At 67.4% G+C, this 17,863-nt stretch carries 23 protein-coding genes; 16 read left to right on the top strand and 7 right to left on the bottom strand.

The genetic code is table 11. The features are described from left to right. Positions 1-36 precede the first annotated feature (36 nt). Positions 37-1,047 carry a ribonucleotide-diphosphate reductase subunit beta gene (locus A176_RS08855; protein WP_002634173.1) on the top strand — a complete coding sequence of 337 codons (1,011 nt, stop codon included), beginning with the start codon at positions 37-39 and terminating at the stop codon, positions 1,045-1,047. A 66-nt stretch (positions 1,048-1,113) separates the two neighbouring features. Here the strand turns inward: A176_RS08855 and A176_RS08850 are convergent, their stop codons facing one another. Beyond that, positions 1,114-2,304 carry a DUF6348 family protein gene (locus tag A176_RS08850; RefSeq protein ID WP_021781473.1) on the bottom strand — a complete coding sequence of 397 codons (1,191 nt, stop codon included), beginning with the start codon at positions 2,302-2,304 and terminating at the stop codon, positions 1,114-1,116. Positions 2,305-2,422: 118 nt separating this feature from the next. On the opposite strand from A176_RS08850, the gene A176_RS08845 reads away from it, so the two are divergent. Next, positions 2,423-3,031, top strand: a complete 609-nt coding sequence (locus A176_RS08845; RefSeq protein ID WP_044890631.1) for a glutathione S-transferase family protein — start codon at positions 2,423-2,425, stop codon at positions 3,029-3,031. A gap of 166 nt (positions 3,032-3,197) precedes the next feature. Here the strand turns inward: A176_RS08845 and A176_RS08840 are convergent, their stop codons facing one another. Further along, entirely contained in the window at positions 3,198-4,250 is a 1,053-nt protein-coding gene (locus A176_RS08840; protein ID WP_193409894.1) for a hypothetical protein, read from the bottom strand. A gap of 30 nt (positions 4,251-4,280) precedes the next feature. Between A176_RS08840 and A176_RS08835 the strand changes: the two genes are divergently transcribed. Continuing rightward, positions 4,281-4,934: a hypothetical protein gene (locus tag A176_RS08835; RefSeq protein WP_002634169.1), complete on the top strand. Its 654-nt coding sequence runs from the start codon at positions 4,281-4,283 to the stop codon at positions 4,932-4,934. Here A176_RS08835 and A176_RS08830 read toward each other — a convergent pair. Further along, the gene (locus A176_RS08830; RefSeq protein WP_002634168.1) at positions 4,931-5,566 is read right to left on the bottom strand and encodes a LysE family translocator; all 636 of its coding nucleotides are present in this window, start codon (positions 5,564-5,566) and stop codon (positions 4,931-4,933) included. The genes A176_RS08835 and A176_RS08830 overlap by 4 nt on opposite strands. A 79-nt stretch (positions 5,567-5,645) precedes the next feature. Continuing rightward, a complete protein-coding gene (gene aqpZ, locus A176_RS08825) occupies positions 5,646-6,482 on the bottom strand; it encodes an aquaporin Z (protein ID WP_002634167.1) in 837 nt (278 codons plus the stop codon). A gap of 230 nt (positions 6,483-6,712) precedes the next feature. Here aqpZ and A176_RS08820 point away from each other — a divergent pair, with 230 nt between their 5' ends. Further along, the gene (locus A176_RS08820; protein ID WP_063787444.1) at positions 6,713-6,982 is read left to right on the top strand and encodes a hypothetical protein; all 270 of its coding nucleotides are present in this window, start codon (positions 6,713-6,715) and stop codon (positions 6,980-6,982) included. 36 nt (positions 6,983-7,018) lie between these two features. Then, positions 7,019-7,438 (top strand): hypothetical protein, encoded by a 420-nt coding sequence (locus tag A176_RS08815; RefSeq protein ID WP_002634165.1) that lies wholly within the window; start codon positions 7,019-7,021, stop codon positions 7,436-7,438. A gap of 55 nt (positions 7,439-7,493) precedes the next feature. Here the strand turns inward: A176_RS08815 and hpt are convergent, their stop codons facing one another. From hpt to A176_RS08800, 3 genes are read right to left on the bottom strand one after another with little or no spacing between them, the layout of a single operon-like run. After that, positions 7,494-8,027: a hypoxanthine phosphoribosyltransferase gene (gene hpt / locus A176_RS08810; RefSeq protein ID WP_002634164.1), complete on the bottom strand. Its 534-nt coding sequence runs from the start codon at positions 8,025-8,027 to the stop codon at positions 7,494-7,496. Positions 8,028-8,038: 11 nt separating this feature from the next. Next, a complete protein-coding gene (locus A176_RS08805; RefSeq protein WP_002634163.1) occupies positions 8,039-8,854 on the bottom strand; it encodes a uracil phosphoribosyltransferase in 816 nt (271 codons plus the stop codon). Between the two features lie 15 nt (positions 8,855-8,869). After that, complete coding sequence (locus A176_RS08800; protein WP_044890632.1) at positions 8,870-9,469, bottom strand: thymidine kinase; 600 nt, start codon at positions 9,467-9,469, stop codon at positions 8,870-8,872. A 192-nt stretch (positions 9,470-9,661) separates the two neighbouring features. Here A176_RS08800 and A176_RS08795 point away from each other — a divergent pair, with 192 nt between their 5' ends. The 11 genes from A176_RS08795 to A176_RS08745 all read left to right on the top strand — a co-directional run bounded on the left by A176_RS08795 (position 9,662) and on the right by A176_RS08745 (position 17,847). Next, positions 9,662-10,033: a DUF5658 family protein gene (locus A176_RS08795; protein WP_002634161.1), complete on the top strand. Its 372-nt coding sequence runs from the start codon at positions 9,662-9,664 to the stop codon at positions 10,031-10,033. Positions 10,034-10,167: 134 nt separating this feature from the next. Further along, positions 10,168-10,467, top strand: a complete 300-nt coding sequence (gene spoVG / locus A176_RS08790; protein ID WP_002634160.1) for a septation regulator SpoVG — start codon at positions 10,168-10,170, stop codon at positions 10,465-10,467. Between the two features lie 47 nt (positions 10,468-10,514). Beyond that, positions 10,515-11,465: a ribose-phosphate pyrophosphokinase gene (locus tag A176_RS08785; protein WP_002634159.1), complete on the top strand. Its 951-nt coding sequence runs from the start codon at positions 10,515-10,517 to the stop codon at positions 11,463-11,465. 173 nt (positions 11,466-11,638) lie between these two features. Beyond that, positions 11,639-12,301, top strand: coding sequence for a 50S ribosomal protein L25/general stress protein Ctc (locus A176_RS08780; protein ID WP_002634158.1), 663 nt, complete (start codon positions 11,639-11,641; stop codon positions 12,299-12,301). Between the two features lie 81 nt (positions 12,302-12,382). Then, the gene (pth, locus tag A176_RS08775) at positions 12,383-12,958 is read left to right on the top strand and encodes an aminoacyl-tRNA hydrolase (RefSeq protein ID WP_002634157.1); all 576 of its coding nucleotides are present in this window, start codon (positions 12,383-12,385) and stop codon (positions 12,956-12,958) included. 264 nt (positions 12,959-13,222) lie between these two features. Beyond that, positions 13,223-13,699: a 30S ribosomal protein S6 gene (gene rpsF, locus A176_RS08770; RefSeq protein WP_002634156.1), complete on the top strand. Its 477-nt coding sequence runs from the start codon at positions 13,223-13,225 to the stop codon at positions 13,697-13,699. Between the two features lie 51 nt (positions 13,700-13,750). After that, positions 13,751-14,140: a 30S ribosomal protein S18 gene (rpsR, locus tag A176_RS08765; RefSeq protein WP_044890634.1), complete on the top strand. Its 390-nt coding sequence runs from the start codon at positions 13,751-13,753 to the stop codon at positions 14,138-14,140. 27 nt (positions 14,141-14,167) lie between these two features. Beyond that, positions 14,168-14,611 (top strand): 50S ribosomal protein L9, encoded by a 444-nt coding sequence (gene rplI, locus A176_RS08760; protein WP_002634154.1) that lies wholly within the window; start codon positions 14,168-14,170, stop codon positions 14,609-14,611. A 172-nt stretch (positions 14,612-14,783) separates the two neighbouring features. Then, positions 14,784-15,950, top strand: coding sequence for an acyltransferase family protein (locus A176_RS08755; protein WP_002634153.1), 1,167 nt, complete (start codon positions 14,784-14,786; stop codon positions 15,948-15,950). A gap of 8 nt (positions 15,951-15,958) precedes the next feature. Then, positions 15,959-17,080, top strand: a complete 1,122-nt coding sequence (locus tag A176_RS08750) for a sensor histidine kinase (RefSeq protein ID WP_002634152.1) — start codon at positions 15,959-15,961, stop codon at positions 17,078-17,080. Continuing rightward, entirely contained in the window at positions 17,077-17,847 is a 771-nt protein-coding gene (locus tag A176_RS08745; protein WP_002634151.1) for a LytR/AlgR family response regulator transcription factor, read from the top strand. Before A176_RS08750 ends, A176_RS08745 begins: the two co-directional genes overlap by 4 nt. Positions 17,848-17,863 lie beyond the last annotated feature (16 nt).

The following is a 17,863-nucleotide window of genomic DNA, read 5'->3' as shown; positions in this document are numbered from 1 at the left end:
GAATCACCGCGCCGCAGCGCGAGGAGTACGGAAGCAATGCTGTTGAACCCTGGCCTGAATCTCACGCTGCGCCCGATGGCGTATCCGCAGTTCTTCGAGATGTACCGGAACGCCATCAAGAACACCTGGACCGTGGAGGAGGTGGACTTCTCCACGGACCTGGTGGACCTGCGCTCGAAGATGACGGACGCGGAGCGCCACCTCATCCACCGGCTGGTGGCGTTCTTCGCGACGGGAGACAGCATCGTCGGCAACAATCTGGTGCTGAACCTCTACAAGCACCTGAACGCGCCCGAGGCGCGGATGTACCTGTCGCGCCAGCTCTACGAGGAGGCGCTGCACGTCCAGTTCTACCTGACGTTGCTGGACACGTACGTGCCGGACCCGGCCGAGCGGGCGAAGGCCTTCGCGGCGGTGGACAACATCCCGTCCATCCAGCGGAAAGCCCAGTTCTGCATGAAGTGGATGGACAGCATTCAGGGGATGGACACGCTGCAGACGAAGGCGCACCGGCGTCAGTTCCTGCTGAACCTCATCTGCTTCGCGGGCTGCATCGAGGGCCTCTTCTTCTTCGCGGCCTTCGCCTACGTGTACTTTCTGCGCAGCAAGGGCCTGTTGAACGGCCTGGCGGCGGGCACCAACTGGGTGTTCCGCGACGAGAGCGCGCACATGGCGTTCGCCTTCGAGTCCATCCAGGTGGCTCGCAAGGAGGAGCCGGACCTCTTCGACGCGCAGATGGAGCGCGACGTGGTGGCGATGCTCCGCGAGGCGGTGGACTGCGAGACGCAGTTCGCGCAGGACCTGCTGAGCGGCGGCGTGGTGGGCCTGTCCGTGCAGGACATGCGCGGCTACCTGGAGTACGTGGCCGACCAGCGCCTCCAGCAGTTGGGCATGTCGCCGGTGTTCGGCACGAAGAACCCGCTGCACTTCATGGACCTGCAAGACGTGCAGGAACTCACGAACTTCTTCGAGCGCCGCGTGTCCTCGTACCAGGTGGCCGTGGGGGTTGGTGCGGCGACCGACGTTGTGCTCGACGCTGCGTTCTGAGCGGCTGTGCGCTGTGTCCCGGGGCGCGGCTTCAGGCGCCCCGGTTGAGGTCAGCGCGCGGTGGGTTCACCAGAACTTCCACCAGGGGCGTTTCGGCGGTGCGGGAGTCCCCTCCTCTGGCGTCTGAATGGGAGGAGTCGCAGGGGCGCGAGCCGCGGCTTCTTGCTCCATTGCCTTCATTCCTTCTGGGGAGAGCACCACGCGCAACGAGGTGAACTTCAGGTCCTTCGGTTCGACCCCAGCGTGCAGACTCGAATTGAGTGCATTCAGAATGGCACTGCGCCCCGCGACGGACATGAGTTGATCGCCCGTGAGCGTCTTTCCCGAAGTCGCGAGCCTCGCTTGCCGGACCGACTCCTGCCAGAGCGGCTCTTGCGCCAGCAAGGCTTCATGGAATCCCGGCCCCTCCCACGGAACAAATTCCGCTGACGATGGGAGCTTCGCGCCCAAGTCCGAGGCCATGACGAAGCCAAAGGCTTCGGGGACATAGGACACCAGTTTGTCCGACTCGAGCGCCGACACCCCCTCGGCGCGGAGTTCATCACAGATCTCGTCAAAGTCCCGATTCGGAGGCTCGACGAACTTCGCCACGACTTGGCTCACGTCGACACCGCCCCGAAGGAGCAGGAACAGACGATGGCTGACGAACCCCTGAGTCCGGGGCCAAGGCGCCTCCGAGAGGGCACGTTGCAGCTCAGGCCACTCTTCGTTGTCGAGGAGGCACTCGAGCTTCATGACCTCCGCATCGCGCTGGGCGAAGTAGATCCGCAGCCAGTGGGTTCCTGGCATCAGCGGCAACGACGCCACGGCACTTTTGAGTGAATCGAACCACTCAGGCTGCGGAGCCTCCGCCTCGCCCATGGTGCGCGCCACGACTTGCCCCAGGAACACACGGCGAGGAATGCCGCCGACGGTCCACTCCTCCACCGTCATGTGCTCGCAAGGAGCATTGAGTAAGGCGCCCAGCAGCACGTGCAGCGAGCCCGAGGCAAAGCTCTGGTACGCGCTCTGGCGGGCTTCGATGGGCGACGCCCCCATCCCCACGGACGACTCCCCCAGAATCCGGCCCGCCCACAGTTCAACTTCCACGTCCAACTGAACGAGCCGCTCAGGGTCCGTTCCCTCCGGATGTACGTACCAGGCGCGAGCGCGTGGGCCGGTTTTACCCAGGCGCAACCACTCCCCTTCCTCAGAACACGCAACACCGTGGGCTTCAATCAAATCGCGCAGGGGTTCAGAGGCAGGGATGGCGTCCATATCGGGCCTAGGAACCATAACGCACTCGTACGAAAGGCCCTACGGCGCCCACCTTGCCTGACGCCCCCTGAAGGGAGGAAAACTGGCCCTGCGGCGTCACGCATTCAGGGGGTCAGCAATGAAGCTCTATTTCTTTCAGCAGTCCCGTGCCACGCGAGTCCGCTGGATGCTTGAAGAGTTGGGCATTCCCTATGACCTGTCGCCGGTGGACATGCTGAAGGGCGAACACAAGCACCCCGACTACCTGAAGGTGCATCCCCTGGGCGCATTGCCAGCCATCGAAGACGATGGCGGGCCCCTCTTCGAATCCGCCGCCATCATCATGCAGTTGGCGGACAAGTACCCCGAGAAGAAGTTGGCGCCGCCGGTGGGCACCTACGAGCGCGGGGAGTACTACCAGTGGATCCTCTTCGCGATGACCGAGATGGAACCCCAGCTCGTCACCATTGCCCAGCACACTCGCTTCCTCCCCGAGGCAGAGCGATCCACGGCGGCCGTCACCCGCGCCAGCAAGCGCTTCCAGACAGTGGCAGCAGTACTCGAAGCGCGACTGAAGGGTCGCGACTTCATCGTCGGCAACACCTTCTCCGCAGCCGATGTGGTGCTCGGTGGCGTGCTCTACTTTGCAAGTCTAATGGAGCAATTGCACGACGACTTGCCGGCACTGAAGGCCTACCGGGCTCATGTGCTGGAACGGCCTGGCGCGAAAACAGGCTACCGTGGCTAGACGGCTGGCTTGATTGAAGCCGCTGGCGCATGGCGTCTGTCTATTCGGGCGCCTCAGCGAACCGGGCCTCAATGGGCTCGATGCGCCTGCGTTCCCGTCAAGCATCTGCCCAGCAAGCTCGCCGCCGATGGCGGAGTGCTGTCAGCTTCATTCACAGGATGCCTCGTCAGCGAGGCATCCCATGAAGCCACCACATCAGCACCCCCACCGCGAGCTGCCCCCCCACGAACAGCGCCACCCTCCAAGGCAGGCGCACGGGCCGCCCCTGGAAGTCATCAAACCGCGCCAGGGCAAACAGGGCCCAGACCAGTGTCATCACCCCGCTGAGAACAAAACCCTTCACGGGGCTCTCTACCGGAGGGGCAAAGATGAAGCGGTACAGCACGGCAGGCACCACGAAGGCCACCAGCAGGACCAGTCCCCAGACGCGCGCTGCGGGCACCAAAGTCGCGGCCCTGCGCATCCGCCGGGCCCTGCCCAGTTTCGGCGCCATCTCGCTCACCGGCGTCGGCTTCGGTAGCACCTTCCCCTTCCAGACCAGGTAGTGCGTAGCCAGCAGCCTCGTGGCACGGGTGAGGTTGAAGCCCTCCACCGGCGTCCCCGCCGCCATCGCGCTGCGGCAACTCACCGCCCAGTCGATGTAGTGGTGGACCTCTTCCAACGGCAGCTTGACGATGCTCCGGATGACCTCGCGCGCAAACACTGGTGCCAGCGGGTCTACGGACCACCCATCCGGCCACAGCGTGCGCAGCGCCTCGTCCTCCCGCTTCGCACCCATGGGCACACCTTCATCGCCCTGGAACTCCAGCTCCCACGCAATGGTGCCCACGTCGGACATCCACACCCGCGTGTTCTTGAAGCCCGCTTCCTTCGCCAGGATGGCGACCCGGGTCAGGAACGCATCCTTCTCCTCGGCCGCCCCAGCCCCCGCCTCGCCTTCGACGACGCGCGGGGCTCCGAGCACCTGCACGTCGATGAGCGTCAGCGCCAGCCCGAACTGGAAGACGTCCGCGACGACGATGTCGCTCCGAGGATTCTCCCCGAACGACGTCCCCAACGCGGCGTCCATCCACTGCCGGACCCTGGCCCGGTCCGGGCTCCCATGAATCCAGAGGTGATTCGCGATGCCGTAGGCCATGAGTTCCTCGGCCTGGATGCCTACCAGAGACGCGGCGCCCACCTCCACACCGTTGGAGCCCCTCGCCTGCCGAGATGCCACCCCGGGTCATGGTAGACAGGGACGCATCGCATGGACCGCCTGACCCAACTCTTCTGGCTCTGGATGCTCTTCTTCGCCGTCACCGTCCTCTGGGCGCTGGCGCAGGCCGCCGTGGCCAGCACGCTCGGTGCGCGTCCCGTGGCCGTCGTCCTCGGCTTCGGCCCCACCCTGTTCTCCGGCCGCCTGGGCGGCATCCTCTGCGCCTTCCGCCCCATCCCCGGCGCCAGCTCGGTGAGCTTCAGCGAACCCGCCCAGGACGGCGCTCCGGCCCAGGACAGGCTGCTCGCCCTCTCCCCGGCGCAGCACGCTGCCGTCATCCTCCTGCCCTGGGCCTTCCCCGTCGCCATCGCCATGGTCTGCCTGGGCCCCTCACAGGCCCTGCACCACTTCGTCAGCGGCTTCACCCTGCCCTTCGAGCTCTCGCTGCTCCCAGGCCGCGTGGAGCGCCTCCTGGCGCTGATTCAGCATGGGGAGTTCCTCCGCGCCTGGGGCCTGATGAACGCGAAGATGGCCGCGCTCAACCTCCTGCCCCTGCCCGCGCTCGCCGGCGGAACCTTCCTGCTCCTGCCGTGGCGCAAGGGCTACCCCGTGTGGGCCGGCCTGCTCGGAATGCTCGGGCTGCTGGCCGCCGTGCCGTGGGCGCTCTACGTGCTCTACCTCGTCATCAAGACGCTCGTCGCCTAATCCTGGCGCTGCAACGCCAGCCGCGCCCCCAGCGCCACGAAGACGCCTCCGGTAACGCGCTTCTGCCAGGCCTCCACGCGGGGATTGCGCCGCATCCAACCGCCGAACGTCCCCGCAGTGGCCGCCAGCACCATCAGCCACAGCGTCCCCGTGACGGAGAACATCAACCCGAGCCCCAGGAACTGGAGCCCCGTCGAGCCCTCGGCGGCGACCACGAACTGCGGCAGGAAGGACAGGAAGAACACGGCCACCTTCGGGTTCAGCACGTTGGTGACGACACCGTCCCGGAAGATGCGCAACAGGCCCTTGGGGGGGAGCGCCTTCACCACCTCGGGCCCGGTGTCCGGCGCGCGCAGCATCTGCACGCCCATCCACACCAGATAGGCCGCGCCCACCCACTTCACCACGGAGAAGGCCAGGGCGGACGTCGCCAACAGCGCGGACAGCCCGAGCGCCGCCGCCGCGATGTGGAACTGGCACCCGGCGCAAATCCCCAGCGCGGAGACGATGCCCGCCTTGCGCCCCTGCCCCAGGCTCCGGGCCAGCACGAGCATCGTGTCCGGCCCCGGCGTCAGGATGAGCGCGAGCACCGCCACGAAGTAGGCCGTGAGGCGCGTCAGGTCAAAGAGCATGGTGGCGGTTCCAGCGGAGGCGAGAGAGTTCCTCTCACGCTAACCCGCCGGAGCGCCGCGCACCATGGAACTCGCTGACTCAGACCGGCGCCCGCGTCCCGGCGCGCTCGTCAGCGATTCGCGCCTCACGCTCGCGCCGCAGCGCCCGCTCCGCCTCCTCCGCGCTGATGGGCACGGACGGCCGGAACACCGTGCGGTACACCGCCGCCGCCGTGGCTCCACCGAGCAGCGGCGCCACGATGAACAGCCACAACTGGCTCAGCGGCACCGCCCCCGCGAAAAGCGCCGGCCCCAGGCTGCGCGCCGGATTCACGGACGTGTTCGTCACCGGAATGCCCACCAGGTGGATGAGCGCCAGCACCAGACCAATGGCCAACCCCGCGAAGCCCACCGGCGCGCGCGCATCCGTCGAGCCCAGCACCGTGAGGACGAGCAGGAAGGTGAGCACCACCTCGGTGAGGAAGGCCGCCCCCATGCCAAAGCCATCCGGCGAGGCGGCGCCATAGCCGTTGGTCGCGAGTCCCTGCGCCGCCACCGAGTACCCACCGGGCATCCCCCGCGCGATGAGCAGCACCACGCCCGCGCCCAGGATGGCCCCCAGGCACTGCGCCGCCACGTAACCGACCGCGTCCTTGCCCTCCATCTTCCCCGAGAGCAGCAAGCCCAGCGTCACCGCCGGATTCACGTGACAGCCGGAGATGGGGCCAATCACGTACACCATGGCCAGCAGTGACAAGCCAAAGGCAAGCGCCACACCCTGGAAGCCGATGTGGTCCCCCGCCAGCACGGCCGCTCCGACGCCGCCCAGCACCAGGACGAACGTCCCGATGAACTCCGCAACGTACTTCCGGACGGCCTCGGTGTTGCCGTGGTTGCCCGCCCTGGCCAGCGCGGCCCTGTCCCTGGATGCATCCATGCTCAGCCTCGCTCCGCGCGGCCCATCGCCACGCCTCAGTGCATTCTTCCAGGCATGCTGTGCATGAGTGTGGCGACGACAACACACAAGCGGCGCCCATGCCCCCTGGGCCGCCCCCGCGCACGGCCTGCGACGCTCGGCCAACCCTGGCATCCTGAGCCGGGCCTTCTTTGACATTCCAAATCAAGCGAGACAGCCTGAACAAGCCGTTCCCACCGAAAGGACTTGTCATGAAGGCTGCACGATTGCTGCTCGCTGTGACGACGCTGCTGGCTGGGGTTGGATGTGGACCCGTGGACGCGCCGGAAGCAGACGCCGACCTGGGCCAGAGCGAGGCGGCGCTGAACAACTGCGGCGCGCTCAAGCACATGTGTCCCAATGGCAGCTTCATCCGGTGTCCCTCCGGCACGCAGACGTGCGGGATGTACACGACGTGCTCGCTCGACTGTGACGGCGTCGAGGTTCGCTGCGACTTCGCCGACCTCTGCCCCCTCATGTAACGCCTCCAGTCCCCCCACCGGAAAGGACACCCCACCATGAAGACTGGAAGCCTGCTGCTCGCCGTGACGGCGATGCTGATGCTCGGTGCCTGTGGCCCCGTGGACGCTCCGGCGCCCGACGTGGCCGCCGAGGACCTGGGCCAGAGCACCGCGGAGCTGCACACCTGCACCAATAGCTGTTCGAGCACGGGCGGCTCGGCCATTAGCTGTACGGGCAACGCCTGCTCATCCGAGAGCAACTACGTCGTCTGTGATGGCCAGTACACCTACTGCCAGCAGCCTCCGCCGCCCGGACCGTGCGCGGACTTCACGCTCCGCTGCCCGGGGAGCAGCACCATCCTCCGGTGCCCGACGACGACGCAGGTCTGCATGGAGTGGACGAGTTGCTCCATCCGGTGCGACGGCGTGGAGCGCCGCTGCCCGACGCCTGGTGGCACCGTCTGCCCGCTGAAGTAATCCCCGCCTGGTGGGGCGCCGCGCACAGTGGGCGGCGCCCGCACCGACGAAGGGACTACTTGTTCTTCATCACGCCGATGAACGGGATGTTCCGGTAGATCTCATCGAAGTCGAGCCCGTAGCCGACGACGAAGAGGTCTTCGATGACGAAGCCCTTGTAGTCGATGTCCACCTTCGTCCGGGCGCGCGCGGGCTTCTCCAGGAGCGAGCACACCTTCAGCGACGCGGGGTGCCGGGCGCGCAGGTTCTCCAGCAGGAACTGCATGGTGAGCCCGGTGTCGATGATGTCCTCGATGACGAGCAGGTGCTTGCCGGCCATGGGCTTGCTGACATCGGTGGTGATGCGCACCTCGCCCGTGGACTCGGTGCCACCGTGGTAGCTGGACACGCCGAGGAACTCGAGCTTCACCGGCAGGTCGATGTACTTCGCCAGGTCGATGGCGAAGAACGCCGAACCCTTCAGCACGCAGATGAGCGTCAGGTCCTTGCCCGCGTAGTCACGGGTAATCTCCGCCGCGAGCTCGCGCACGCGCGCCTGCAACTTGTCCTCGGGAATCAGGACTCCGACTTCCTGCTCGTAGAACGCCAAGGATTCCTCCGTTACACGTACGCGTTGTTCATGATCTCCCCGAAGCCGCCGCCTCCGGGGACGATGTACTGCCGGTCATCCAGGCCCCGCTCCTTCTCCCAGAGCGCGCCTGGCTCGGTGCCGAACACCTCCGGCGGGGACAGGCCCCGGTCCAACCGGAGCGCGTAGATGATGACGTCCGGATGGTCCGTGGTCATCTTCCGCAGGTACTCCGGCGTGACGATGAGGTTCAAGGTGATGATGCGCCGGGGCGTGCCCGGCACCTTCTTCTTGTAGAGCGAAATCGCCGTGGACAGGCTGCCGCCCGTGGCCCCCATGGGGTCGGGGAAGAGCACGAAGGCGTCATCCACGTCGCCGCCAATCTTGGCGCCGCCAATCTCCGAGCCCACCACCGCCTCGGCGGCGTCAATCATCCGGCTCATGATGATGTGGTCCTGCCGCACCACCGTGGGGTCCAGCGTGGCGTTCATCAGGTCGTACGTCACCTGCGACGGCAGCGTGCCCGCACGGGCGATGTTCACCGTCACCACGCGCACCTGCGGGTCGATGACCTCGCCCTGGTAGAGCCCCTGCGGCGTGGAGTCGATCATCCGGGTGGGCAGGCTCACATTCTTGCGCGGGAACTCCGCGTTGAGCACCGTCTTCACCAGGTCGACGTACAGCGTCTCCACCAGCCGGTTGATCTGCGGCTGGATGACGCCCTTCGAACACAGCGTCGCGAGCTGCGTCAGGAGAAAGGGATTTCCCACCAGGTGGACGTGAGGCCCATAGTGGTGGGTCATCTCGTTCAGCTTGAAGGGAACGTTCGAGTACAGGGTGTCGCGCATTCGTTCAGCTCCCGCTCAGTCGAACAGCTCCAGCGTCTGCGGCGGCGTGCCCTCCGCCGGTTCCGCCACGTGACACTTGCGGCAGCGCGGCTCGTACGCGCCCGCGGCGCCCACCACCACCCGCTCGCCACTGGACACGATGCGCTGGGAGCGATTGGCCGGATTCCCACACACCACGCAGATGGCCAGCTCCTTCGTCACGTACTCCGACACCGCCATCAACTGGGGCATCGGCTCGAAGGGCCGCCCCTGGTAGTCCTGGTCCAGCCCCGCGCAGATGACGCGCAGGCCCTTGTTGGCCAGCGCCTCCACCACGGCGACGACTTCTGAACCGAAGAACTGCACCTCGTCGATGCCCACCACCTGCGTGTCCGGTGCAAGCCTGTAAAAAATCTCTTCAGCCCGTTCGATGGCCGTGGACAGCACCTTCTGCTGCGAGTGGCTCACCACCGCGGAGTCGTCGTAGCGGTTGTCGATGCGCGGCTTGAAGACCTGGACCTTCTGCTTGCCGTAGACGGCGCGTTGGATCCTGCGGATCAGCTCCTCCGTCTTGCCGGAGAACATGGAGCCGCAGATGACCTCTATCCACCCGATATCTTTGGGGAATTGATGCAAGGAACGCTCACGGGCCGGGGGCGGAAGGGGCGCGGATAGTCTGCCACGACCCCAGGGGAGTCAACTTCCCGCCACGGGCCGTCCCCATAGCCGAATCGCCGGCGGATGTCGCCCGCTTCCTCGCCCGCACGCGGCCCTTCTGGGCGTTGGCAGGGCTCTTGAAAGGCTCTGGCCACGGACCGGCGAAGGGGGATGGGCGTGGCGGCGACTTTCGAGCAACTGTGGGGCGGCAGCAGGACTTCCTTCTACCTGTCACCGGCGTCCGTGGCGCTGCTGACGCTGAATCTGCTGGACGGGCTCTTCACCCTCTTCTTCCTCCAGCTTGGAGTCGCGGAGGAGCTGAACCCCATCATGCGGGTGGCCTACGAGCAGTCCCCGCTCTTCTTCATGTTCTCCAAGCTCGTCATCGTGAACGCCGGCTTGTGGCTGCTGTGCATCCACCGGAATCTGACCGCCAGCCGCGTCGCCATCCGGTTGGGGGCCGCGGTGTACGCCGTCATTGTCGTGTACCACCTCGCGTTCATGACCCATCTGGTCATGCACTGGCCGCAAATGCTGACCTAGCCTCCACTCGCAACGGCGGACTGTGGGTGCATTGAACAGTGGCGCGAATCTCTCTCGCGCCCGTGCTTGCATTTGACACCCGGTATGTCCCAGGCTTCCCTTCAGCTCCGACCTTTCGGGTTCGGGGGGGGACCATGAACATCACCGACGTCCGGGTGTTTCCGGTCGAAGAGGACAAGCTCAAGGCGTACGTCACCATCACCTTGGACCACTGCTTCGTCATTCGCGATTTGAAGGTCATTCACGGCTCGACCGGGCTCTTCATCGCGATGCCAGCCAAGAAGCGGAAGGATGGGACGTACAAGGACATTGCCCACCCGCTCAACGCGGACACGCGCAGTCAAATGGAGCGCGTCATCTTGATGGAGTACGAGCGACACCTTCATCAGGCGCAAGCCGGGATGCTTGTCGCGGCGCCAGCGGACCTCGACTAACGACTTCTTTCCTTCCGTCCGCGTCCAGGTTAGTCAGCGGCCCCACCATGCAGCCGCGTGACTTCAAGGTGTTCGCCGGGAACTCGAATCCCGGCCTGGCGCATCGCATCTGCGAGTACCTCAAGCGCCCTCTGGGCAAGGCGGAGGTCGGCCGTTTCTCGGACGGGGAGATACACGTCGAGATCGGCGAGAACGTCCGCGGCCACGACATCTTCATCCTCCAGTCGACCTGCCCGCCGGCGAACGACCACCTGATGGAGTTGCTCATCATGTGCGACGCCCTCAAGCGGGCGAGCGCCGGCTCCATCACCGCCGTCATTCCGTACTACGGGTATGCCCGTCAGGACCGGAAGGTGGCGCCGCGGACGCCCATCACCGCCAAGCTCATCGCGGACCTGCTGGAGTCCGCGGGCGCCGGGCGCGTGGTGTCCATGGACATGCACGCCGGGCAGATCCAGGGCTTCTTCAACATCCCCTCGGACCACCTCTACGGCTCGCCGGTGTTCCTGGAGGACCTGCGCAAGCGCTTCCCGGAGTCGCAGGAGCTGGTCATCGTCTCGCCGGACGCCGGCGGCGTGGAGCGCGCCCGCGCGTACTCCAAGCGGCTCAACACGGGCCTGGCCATCATCGACAAGCGCCGTCCCCGCCCCAACGCGTCCGAGGTGATGAACCTCATTGGCGACGTGAGCGGCAAGGACGCGGTGCTGGTGGACGACATGGTGGACACCGCCGGAACGCTGGCCCAGGCCGCCGCGGCGCTGAAGGCCAAGGGCGCGCGCCGGGTGGTGGCCTACGCGGTCCACCCCATCCTCTCCGGCCCGGCCATCCAGCGCATCCAGGACTCCGTGCTGGAAGAGGTCGTCTTCACCGACACGGTGCCGCTGTCTCCGGCGGCGCAGGCCTGCTCGAAGATCCGCCTGCTCACCACCGAGCGCCTCTTCGGCGAGGCCATTGCCCGCATCCACCGCGCCGACTCGCTCAGCTCGCTGTTCGTCTGAGCCGGTGCACGCCTGCCCGCCGGGTGGCTTGACTCCAAGCCGTCCGGCTGGCATGTGCACGGCCCTCCATCGGAGGTCTTCACAGGCGCCGTCTTCGGGGCCCGCCACTGGGGCGGGATGCCGAGGGCGCCAGGGCCGACGATGGCACCCGCAGTCCCTTTCGTGAGGATTCCATGACCGCCAATACGAGCACCCTCGAGGCCCAGCCGCGTGAAGGCTCCGGCAAGGGCGTTGCCCGCCGCCTGCGCGCCCAGGGCCTGATTCCCGCCGTCGTCTACGGAAAGCACCTGGAGAAGCCGGTGCACATCTCCGTGGACCCCAAGGCGGTCCGCCAGGCCATCAACACCCCGCACAAGTTCAACACCCTGATCAAGATCAAGGTGGCGGGCGGCGACCGTGAAGTGCTCCTGAAGGACTACCAGATGGAGCCCGTCACCCGCGCCATCCTGCACGCCGACTTCCTGGACGTGCGCGCGGACGAGCAGGTGAAGGTCAACGTGCCGCTGGTGCTCACCGGCCGCGCGCAGGGCGTGGCGGACGGCGGTCTGCTCACCCAGGCCCGCCGTGAGCTCGAGGTCTGGTCGCTGCCCGCGGCCATCCCCGAGCGCATCGAGGTGGACGTCACCCCGATGAAGATCACCGAGGTGCTCCACATCAACGATGTGAAGCTGCCCGCGGGCGTGTCGGTGAAGACGAACGTCAACTACACCCTGGCCGTCATCAGCGCGCCCGAGGCCGCTGAGGCGGGTCCGGCGGCGGCTGCCGCGGCGGCGGCTCCGGCCAAGGACGCGAAGGCGGCTCCGGCCAAGGACGCGAAGGCGCCGGCGAAGAAGTAAGCTGTCGTCACCCGCTGTCTTCCTGGAGCGGGGCCGGCCCGGTAAGGGGCTGGCCCCGTTTCTCGTTTCGGGAGCCACGTCATGAAGCTCATCGTCGGGCTGGGCAATCCGGGGCGCGAGTACGAGCGGCACCGGCACAACATCGGGTTCATGGTGGTGGAGGCGCTGCTGGCGCGGGCCCGCGCGAGCCTGAACCAGGAGAAGTTCGCCGCCAAGGTGGGCCAGGGCACGCTCGCGGGCGAGCGCGTCCTCTTCGTGGAGCCGCAGACGTTCATGAACCTGTCGGGCCGCTCCGTCGCGGAGGCGGCGCGCTTCTACAAGGTGGCCGTGGAGGACGTGCTCGTCATCCATGATGAGCTGGACCTGCCCCTGGGCCGGCTGCAGCTCAAGGCCGGCGGCGGCAGCGGGGGCCACAACGGCCTCAAGAGCATCGTCTCCAGCCTGGGCGACGAGAGCTTCATCCGCCTGCGCTTCGGCATTGGCAAGCCGGAGGGCCCCAACGCCCGCGAGCGCGTGTCCGGCTACGTGCTGTCCAATTTCGACGACGGCGAGCGCCGGGAGATGGACGCGCTCATCGACCGGGCCATGGACATGGCGGAGCTCTGGATTCGCGAGGGCCTGTCGGTGGCCATGAACCGGTTCAACCGGAAGGCCTGAGCGGCCTGGAGCACCCCTGGCGGGCGGCCAGGGCGCCCGGCCGCTTGACTTGGTCCGGGGCCCCCCATAGAAGGCCCGTTCCCTCATCGGGGATGACCCGGTGGGATGTTCTTTTCCAGCTTCCCGTGTTGGTACACGGGACGTAGCGCGAAGGAGACGGGCGCGCGGTTTCCCGTCCCCGGTGGTGGGCCTCCTGGCCTGCTGACCGTTTCCCCGCTCTCCGGATTGTCTGGAGGGCACTCGACCCCAAGGGGAGAGAAAACAATGGCTGAGACGCAGGCCGCGACGCGGCTTCGTGAGTACGAGACCATCTTCCTGGTCAAGCCGGACCTGACGGACGACAACGTGGACAAGCTCAAGGAGCGCGTCCGCGGCATCGTTTCCCGTGAAGGTGGCAAGGTCATTCGCTTCACGGTGTGGGGCAAGAAGAAGACCCTGTTCCCCGTGGCGAAGCAGCCCCGCGCCATCTACGTGCACACCCACTTCCTGGGCGGCGCGAAGCTGGTGGCGGAAATCGAGCGTAACCTCCGCAACCTGGACGAGGTCACCCGCTACATCTCCGTGAAGATCGCGGACGAGGTGGACCCCGAGACGCGTCCGGTGCTCGAGGACGTGAAGCTGGCTGGCGACGTCGAGGAGACCCGTCCGGGTGCCTCTCCGGAGCGCGAGGGCGGCTTCCGCTCCGAGGGTTCCGAGGAGCAGGGCGGCGATTCCGACGAGGAGTCGTCCGAGGAGGCCTGAAGGCCTTCTGGGTCCATTCGTTAGAGACCATTCCAGGATACGAGAACGCTCATGAGCAACGGAACGGATAGCAAGACGGCCTCTGCCCCCGCCGCCCGCAGCGGTGGTGGCTTCGGCGGTGGTGGTTCGCGCGGTGGTGGTGACCGGGGTGACCGCGGTGGTGATCGCGGCGACCGCGGCGGCGGTATGGGTGGTGACGACGACAAGCGCGGCGGTGGCCGTGGCTTCGGCCGCAAGAAGGTCTGCCGGTTCTGCGCGGAGAAGAACGCGTCGGTGGACTTCAAGGACCAGGCGACGCTGAAGTACTTCGTCACCGAGCGCGGCAAGATCATCCCCCGCCGCATCTCCGGCAACTGCGCCAAGCACCAGCGCGAAGTGGCGGTGGCCATCAAGCGCGCCCGCGGCATCGCGCTCCTCCCCTACAACGCGGTGGTCGGCTAGTCCGCCGGTCCGCACAGGAGACTGAACATGAAGGTCATTCTGCGTGAGGACATCGAGAACCTGGGCAAGTCCGGGGAACTCGTCACCGTGAAGGACGGCTTCGGCCGCAACTTCCTCCTGCCCCGCAAGAAGGCGGTTCTGGCCAGCGAGCAGAACCTCCGTCAGTTGGAGCACGAGAAGGCGGTCATCGCCGCTCGGAACGCCAAGCTGAAGGGCGCGGCCGAGGAGCAGGCGAAGAAGATTGGCGCCATCAAGGTCGCCATCAAGCGCCGCGTCGGCGATCAGGACAAGCTGTTCGGCTCCGTCACGGCGCTGGACATCGCGGAGGCGGTTGCCGCCGAGGGTCAGAGCATCGACCGCCGCCACATCCACCTGCCCGAGCCCATCAAGGCCCTGGGCAACTACGAGGTGGAGCTGCGCCTGCACCGCGACGTGGTCGCGAAGATCAAGCTCGAGGTCCTGCCGGAGTAATCCTCCGTCGAGACTCGACGTTGTTCGGTGAGGCCGTCCGGGGAGACCCGGGCGGCCTTTCCATTTGGGCCCCTGTCCCGCTCCGGCTCGCGCCCCCGCCGGTCCGGCTGGCGACAAACGCGTGGGGTGATGCGCGCGGGGTGCCTATGTCGGTGCGGAGGGAGCCGCCCGAATGCCCACCACCGCCGCGCCGCACACGCCCGATGCCCACCGCCCCGACCTGGATTGGCTCCGGGTCGTGTGCATCCTCCTGCTGCACCTGTTCCACACGGGGATGATGTTCAACACCTGGGGCTGGCACGTGAAGAGCCCGCAGGCCCTGCCCTGGCTGGAGCCGCCCATGGAGGTGCTGCACCACCTGCGCATGCCGTTGCTGATGTGCATCTCCGGCCTGGGCACCGCGTTCGCCCTGCGGCGGCGCTCGCTGGGCACCTTCACGAAGGACCGCGTGAAGCGGCTCCTGGGGCCGCTGGTCTTCGGCATGTTCGTGGTGGTGCCGCCGCAAATCTACGTGGAGCGGCTCCAGCGCGGGACGTTCGAGGGAAGCTACGCGGACTTCTATCCGTCCGTGTTCGGCTTCGTGCCCTACCCCGCCGGCAGCTTCAGTTGGCACCACCTCTGGTTCGTCGCCTACCTCTTCGTCTACTGCCTGCTCGCGCTGCCCCTGTTCGCGCTGCTCCGCACGGGCCCCGGGCAGGCCTGGCTCGCAAAGGCCGAGGCGTGGCTGTGCCGGGGGTGGAACGTGGCCTGGGGGTTCCTGCCGCTCGCGCTCAACGAGGTGCTGCTGCGGGACTTCCCCCACACGCATGCGCTCCTCGACGACCCGAGGGCGTTCATCCACTACGGCCTGTTCTTCCTGAGCGGCCATCTGCTGGGCCGGTGTCCGCGCGTCTGGGAGCACCTCATGTCGCGGCGCAAGGCGCTGCTGGGGGCGAGCGCGGTGGTCTTCGCCATCATGGTGCCGCCGAACGAGTTCCCCTTCATTCCGGAGACGCTGGGACGCACCGCGCTTCAGTGGTTCGTCATGCTGACGGCGCTGGCCTGGGCGCGAGCCTGCATCCATGACCGGCGGCCATGGCTCCGACACGCGCGCGAGCTGGCCTATCCGTTCTACATCCTCCACCAGACGGTCATCGTCGTCGTCGGCTTCGCGCTGCTCACGTGGACGATGGGCCCGTGGACGCTCTTCCTCGCGGTGCTGACGGTGTCGTTCTTGCTCACGTGGGGGCTGTGCCTGGCGGTGGCCCGCGTGCCCTGGCTGCGAGCGTGCTTCGGGATGACGGCGCGCGCGGCGTCGCGGGTGCCCGCTCGGGCCGCGAGCCCGGTGCATACTGGGTGAGTCCATCCATGCCGACTCCCTCGTCCCAGGCTTCCATCGTGGCTTCGTGGCAGTGGCCTCGCATCCACGCGCGTCCCGCGCTGGCGTTGCTGGGCTTCTGCGTGGCCCTGGGGCTGCTCCTGGGGCTCACGGTGTGCCTCAACATCCTCGCGGAGGGGGGCACCGTGCCGGGGCTGCGCCCCTTCGTCTGGGAGCTCACGGGGGCACTTGGCGCGTGGCTGGTGCTGCCCATCCTCTTCACGGCGGTGATCAACGCGCCGGGCCCTCGCGTGGGCTGGGGGCGGTTCCTGGGCATCCACGCGGTGGCCTTCCTGCTCTTCACCAGCGCGCACATCGTGCTGATGGCGGTAACGCGGCAGGGGCTCTACGCGCTGTTCGACTGGGGCCCGTACGACTATGGGGCGATGGCCTTTCGCATCCCCATGGAGGCGATGAAGGACCTCCTCTCCTACAGTCTGGGCGCCACCTTCGTGAGCCTGTTCACGGCGTGGAAGGAGCGGCAGGACCGCGCGCTGCGCGAGGCGTCCCTGGAGGGCGAGCTGCGCGCCGCCCAGCTCCAGGCCCTCACGGGCCAACTGCACCCGCACTTCCTCTTCAACGCGCTGAACACCGTGAGCGCGGTGATGTACGAGGACCTCGCGCGCACGGACCGGCTGCTCAGCGACCTGGGCGGACTGCTGCGCGCCAGCCTGGAGCGGCGTGAGGCCACCTGGACGCTGGCGGAGGAACGCACCCAGGCCGCGCGCTTCGTGGCGCTGCTGGCCGCGCGCTTCGGTGAACGCGTCTGTGTGCGCTGGGAGGTGGCCCCGGGGCTGGAGCAGGTGCAGGTGCCATGCTTCGCGCTGCAAGCGCTGGTGGACAACGCCGTGAAGCACAACCAGGATCGGACGGAGCCGCTGGAGGTCCGCATCCGCGCCCGCGAGGACGGGCCCGACTGGAGGCTGGAAGTGGAGGACACGGGCCGGGGCTTCGGGAGCCGCTCCCCCGCGTCGGGCACCGGCGTGGGGCTGGCGCACCTGGAGCGAATCCTCGCGCTGCTCCACGACGGACGTGCCCGACTGGAGCGAGGCCAAGGCCCCGAGGGCGGTGCGCGCGTGGCGCTGTTGCTGCCTCGGGAGGCCGCGCCATGACGCGCTTCCGGGTCCTGGTGGCGGATGACGAAGCGCCCGCCCGCGCCAAGGTGAAGCGCCTGCTCGCGGACGACGCGCGCTTCGTGCTGGAGGGCGAGGCTTCGGACGGGACGGAGACGCTGAACCGCGTGGCGGCGCTACGGCCGGACCTGCTGGTGCTCGACGTGCAGATGCCCGGCCTCACCGGCTTCGAAGTGCTGGAGGCACTGGGCCCCGAGCAATGCCCCGCCGTCATCTTCTCCACCGCCTACGACGCCTTCGCCGTCGCCGCCTTCGAAGCGCAAGCCGTGGACTACCTCCTCAAGCCCTACGACGCGGAGCGCTTCGCCCGCGCGCTGGAGCGCGCCTACACCGTGCTCCAAGGTGGCCTGCCGGAGACAGCGCGCCTCCAGGCCCTCCTGGCCGACCTGGGCCGGGCGCCCTCGAGCCGCCCGCTGGAGCGACTGGTGGTGAAGGCGGGCGAGGCCTGGGTGCCGCTGCGCCTGACGGACGTCTGGCGCCTGTCCTCGGAGGACAAGTACGTCCGGCTCCACACCGCCCAGGGCGAGCACCTGGTGCGTCAGACGCTCCGAAGCCTGGAGGAGCGGCTGGACCCCACGCGCTTCGTACGGGTCCACCGGGGCGACATCGTCAACCTGGACGCCGTGGCCCGCTTGGAGCCCTGGACGCACGGAGACGGCATCCTCGTCCTCAAGGATGGCAGCTCGGTCGTCCTCAGCCGCACGTGGCGTGAAGCGTTCCTCCAGCGGTGGGGACTCGAGGGGTAGGCGTCCGTGCTACAGC

The sequence above is a fragment of the Myxococcus hansupus genome, assembly GCF_000280925.3.
GTDB classification, from domain to species: Bacteria; Myxococcota; Myxococcia; order Myxococcales; family Myxococcaceae; genus Myxococcus; species Myxococcus hansupus.
The sequence above is the reverse complement of the archived record's forward strand: the minus strand, read 5'-3'. Positions and strand labels throughout refer to the sequence as shown.

Bases quoted from the DNA above. Each gene is read 5' to 3' on its own strand.
- rplI (WP_002634154.1), top strand. From the start codon at position 14,168: ATGAAGGTCATTCTGCGTGAGGACATCGAGAACCTGGGCAAGTCCGGG.
- A176_RS08845 (WP_044890631.1), top strand. From the start codon at position 2,423: ATGAAGCTCTATTTCTTTCAGCAGTCCCGTGCCACGCGAGTCCGCTGG.
- A176_RS08750 (WP_002634152.1), top strand. From the start codon at position 15,959: ATGCCGACTCCCTCGTCCCAGGCTTCCATCGTGGCTTCGTGGCAGTGG.
- rpsF (WP_002634156.1), top strand. From the start codon at position 13,223: ATGGCTGAGACGCAGGCCGCGACGCGGCTTCGTGAGTACGAGACCATC.
- aqpZ (WP_002634167.1), bottom strand. From the start codon at position 6,482: ATGGATGCATCCAGGGACAGGGCCGCGCTGGCCAGGGCGGGCAACCAC.
- A176_RS08805 (WP_002634163.1), bottom strand. From the start codon at position 8,854: ATGCGCGACACCCTGTACTCGAACGTTCCCTTCAAGCTGAACGAGATG.
- pth (WP_002634157.1), top strand. From the start codon at position 12,383: ATGAAGCTCATCGTCGGGCTGGGCAATCCGGGGCGCGAGTACGAGCGG.
- A176_RS08835 (WP_002634169.1), top strand. From the start codon at position 4,281: ATGGACCGCCTGACCCAACTCTTCTGGCTCTGGATGCTCTTCTTCGCC.
- A176_RS08755 (WP_002634153.1), top strand. From the start codon at position 14,784: ATGCCCACCACCGCCGCGCCGCACACGCCCGATGCCCACCGCCCCGAC.
- A176_RS08785 (WP_002634159.1), top strand. From the start codon at position 10,515: ATGCAGCCGCGTGACTTCAAGGTGTTCGCCGGGAACTCGAATCCCGGC.
- A176_RS08780 (WP_002634158.1), top strand. From the start codon at position 11,639: ATGACCGCCAATACGAGCACCCTCGAGGCCCAGCCGCGTGAAGGCTCC.
- A176_RS08745 (WP_002634151.1), top strand. From the start codon at position 17,077: ATGACGCGCTTCCGGGTCCTGGTGGCGGATGACGAAGCGCCCGCCCGC.
- A176_RS08855 (WP_002634173.1), top strand. From the start codon at position 37: ATGCTGTTGAACCCTGGCCTGAATCTCACGCTGCGCCCGATGGCGTAT.
- A176_RS08820 (WP_063787444.1), top strand. From the start codon at position 6,713: ATGAAGGCTGCACGATTGCTGCTCGCTGTGACGACGCTGCTGGCTGGG.
- A176_RS08815 (WP_002634165.1), top strand. From the start codon at position 7,019: ATGAAGACTGGAAGCCTGCTGCTCGCCGTGACGGCGATGCTGATGCTC.
- rpsR (WP_044890634.1), top strand. From the start codon at position 13,751: ATGAGCAACGGAACGGATAGCAAGACGGCCTCTGCCCCCGCCGCCCGC.
- A176_RS08830 (WP_002634168.1), bottom strand. From the start codon at position 5,566: ATGCTCTTTGACCTGACGCGCCTCACGGCCTACTTCGTGGCGGTGCTC.
- A176_RS08795 (WP_002634161.1), top strand. From the start codon at position 9,662: ATGGGCGTGGCGGCGACTTTCGAGCAACTGTGGGGCGGCAGCAGGACT.
- A176_RS08850 (WP_021781473.1), bottom strand. From the start codon at position 2,304: ATGGACGCCATCCCTGCCTCTGAACCCCTGCGCGATTTGATTGAAGCC.
- spoVG (WP_002634160.1), top strand. From the start codon at position 10,168: ATGAACATCACCGACGTCCGGGTGTTTCCGGTCGAAGAGGACAAGCTC.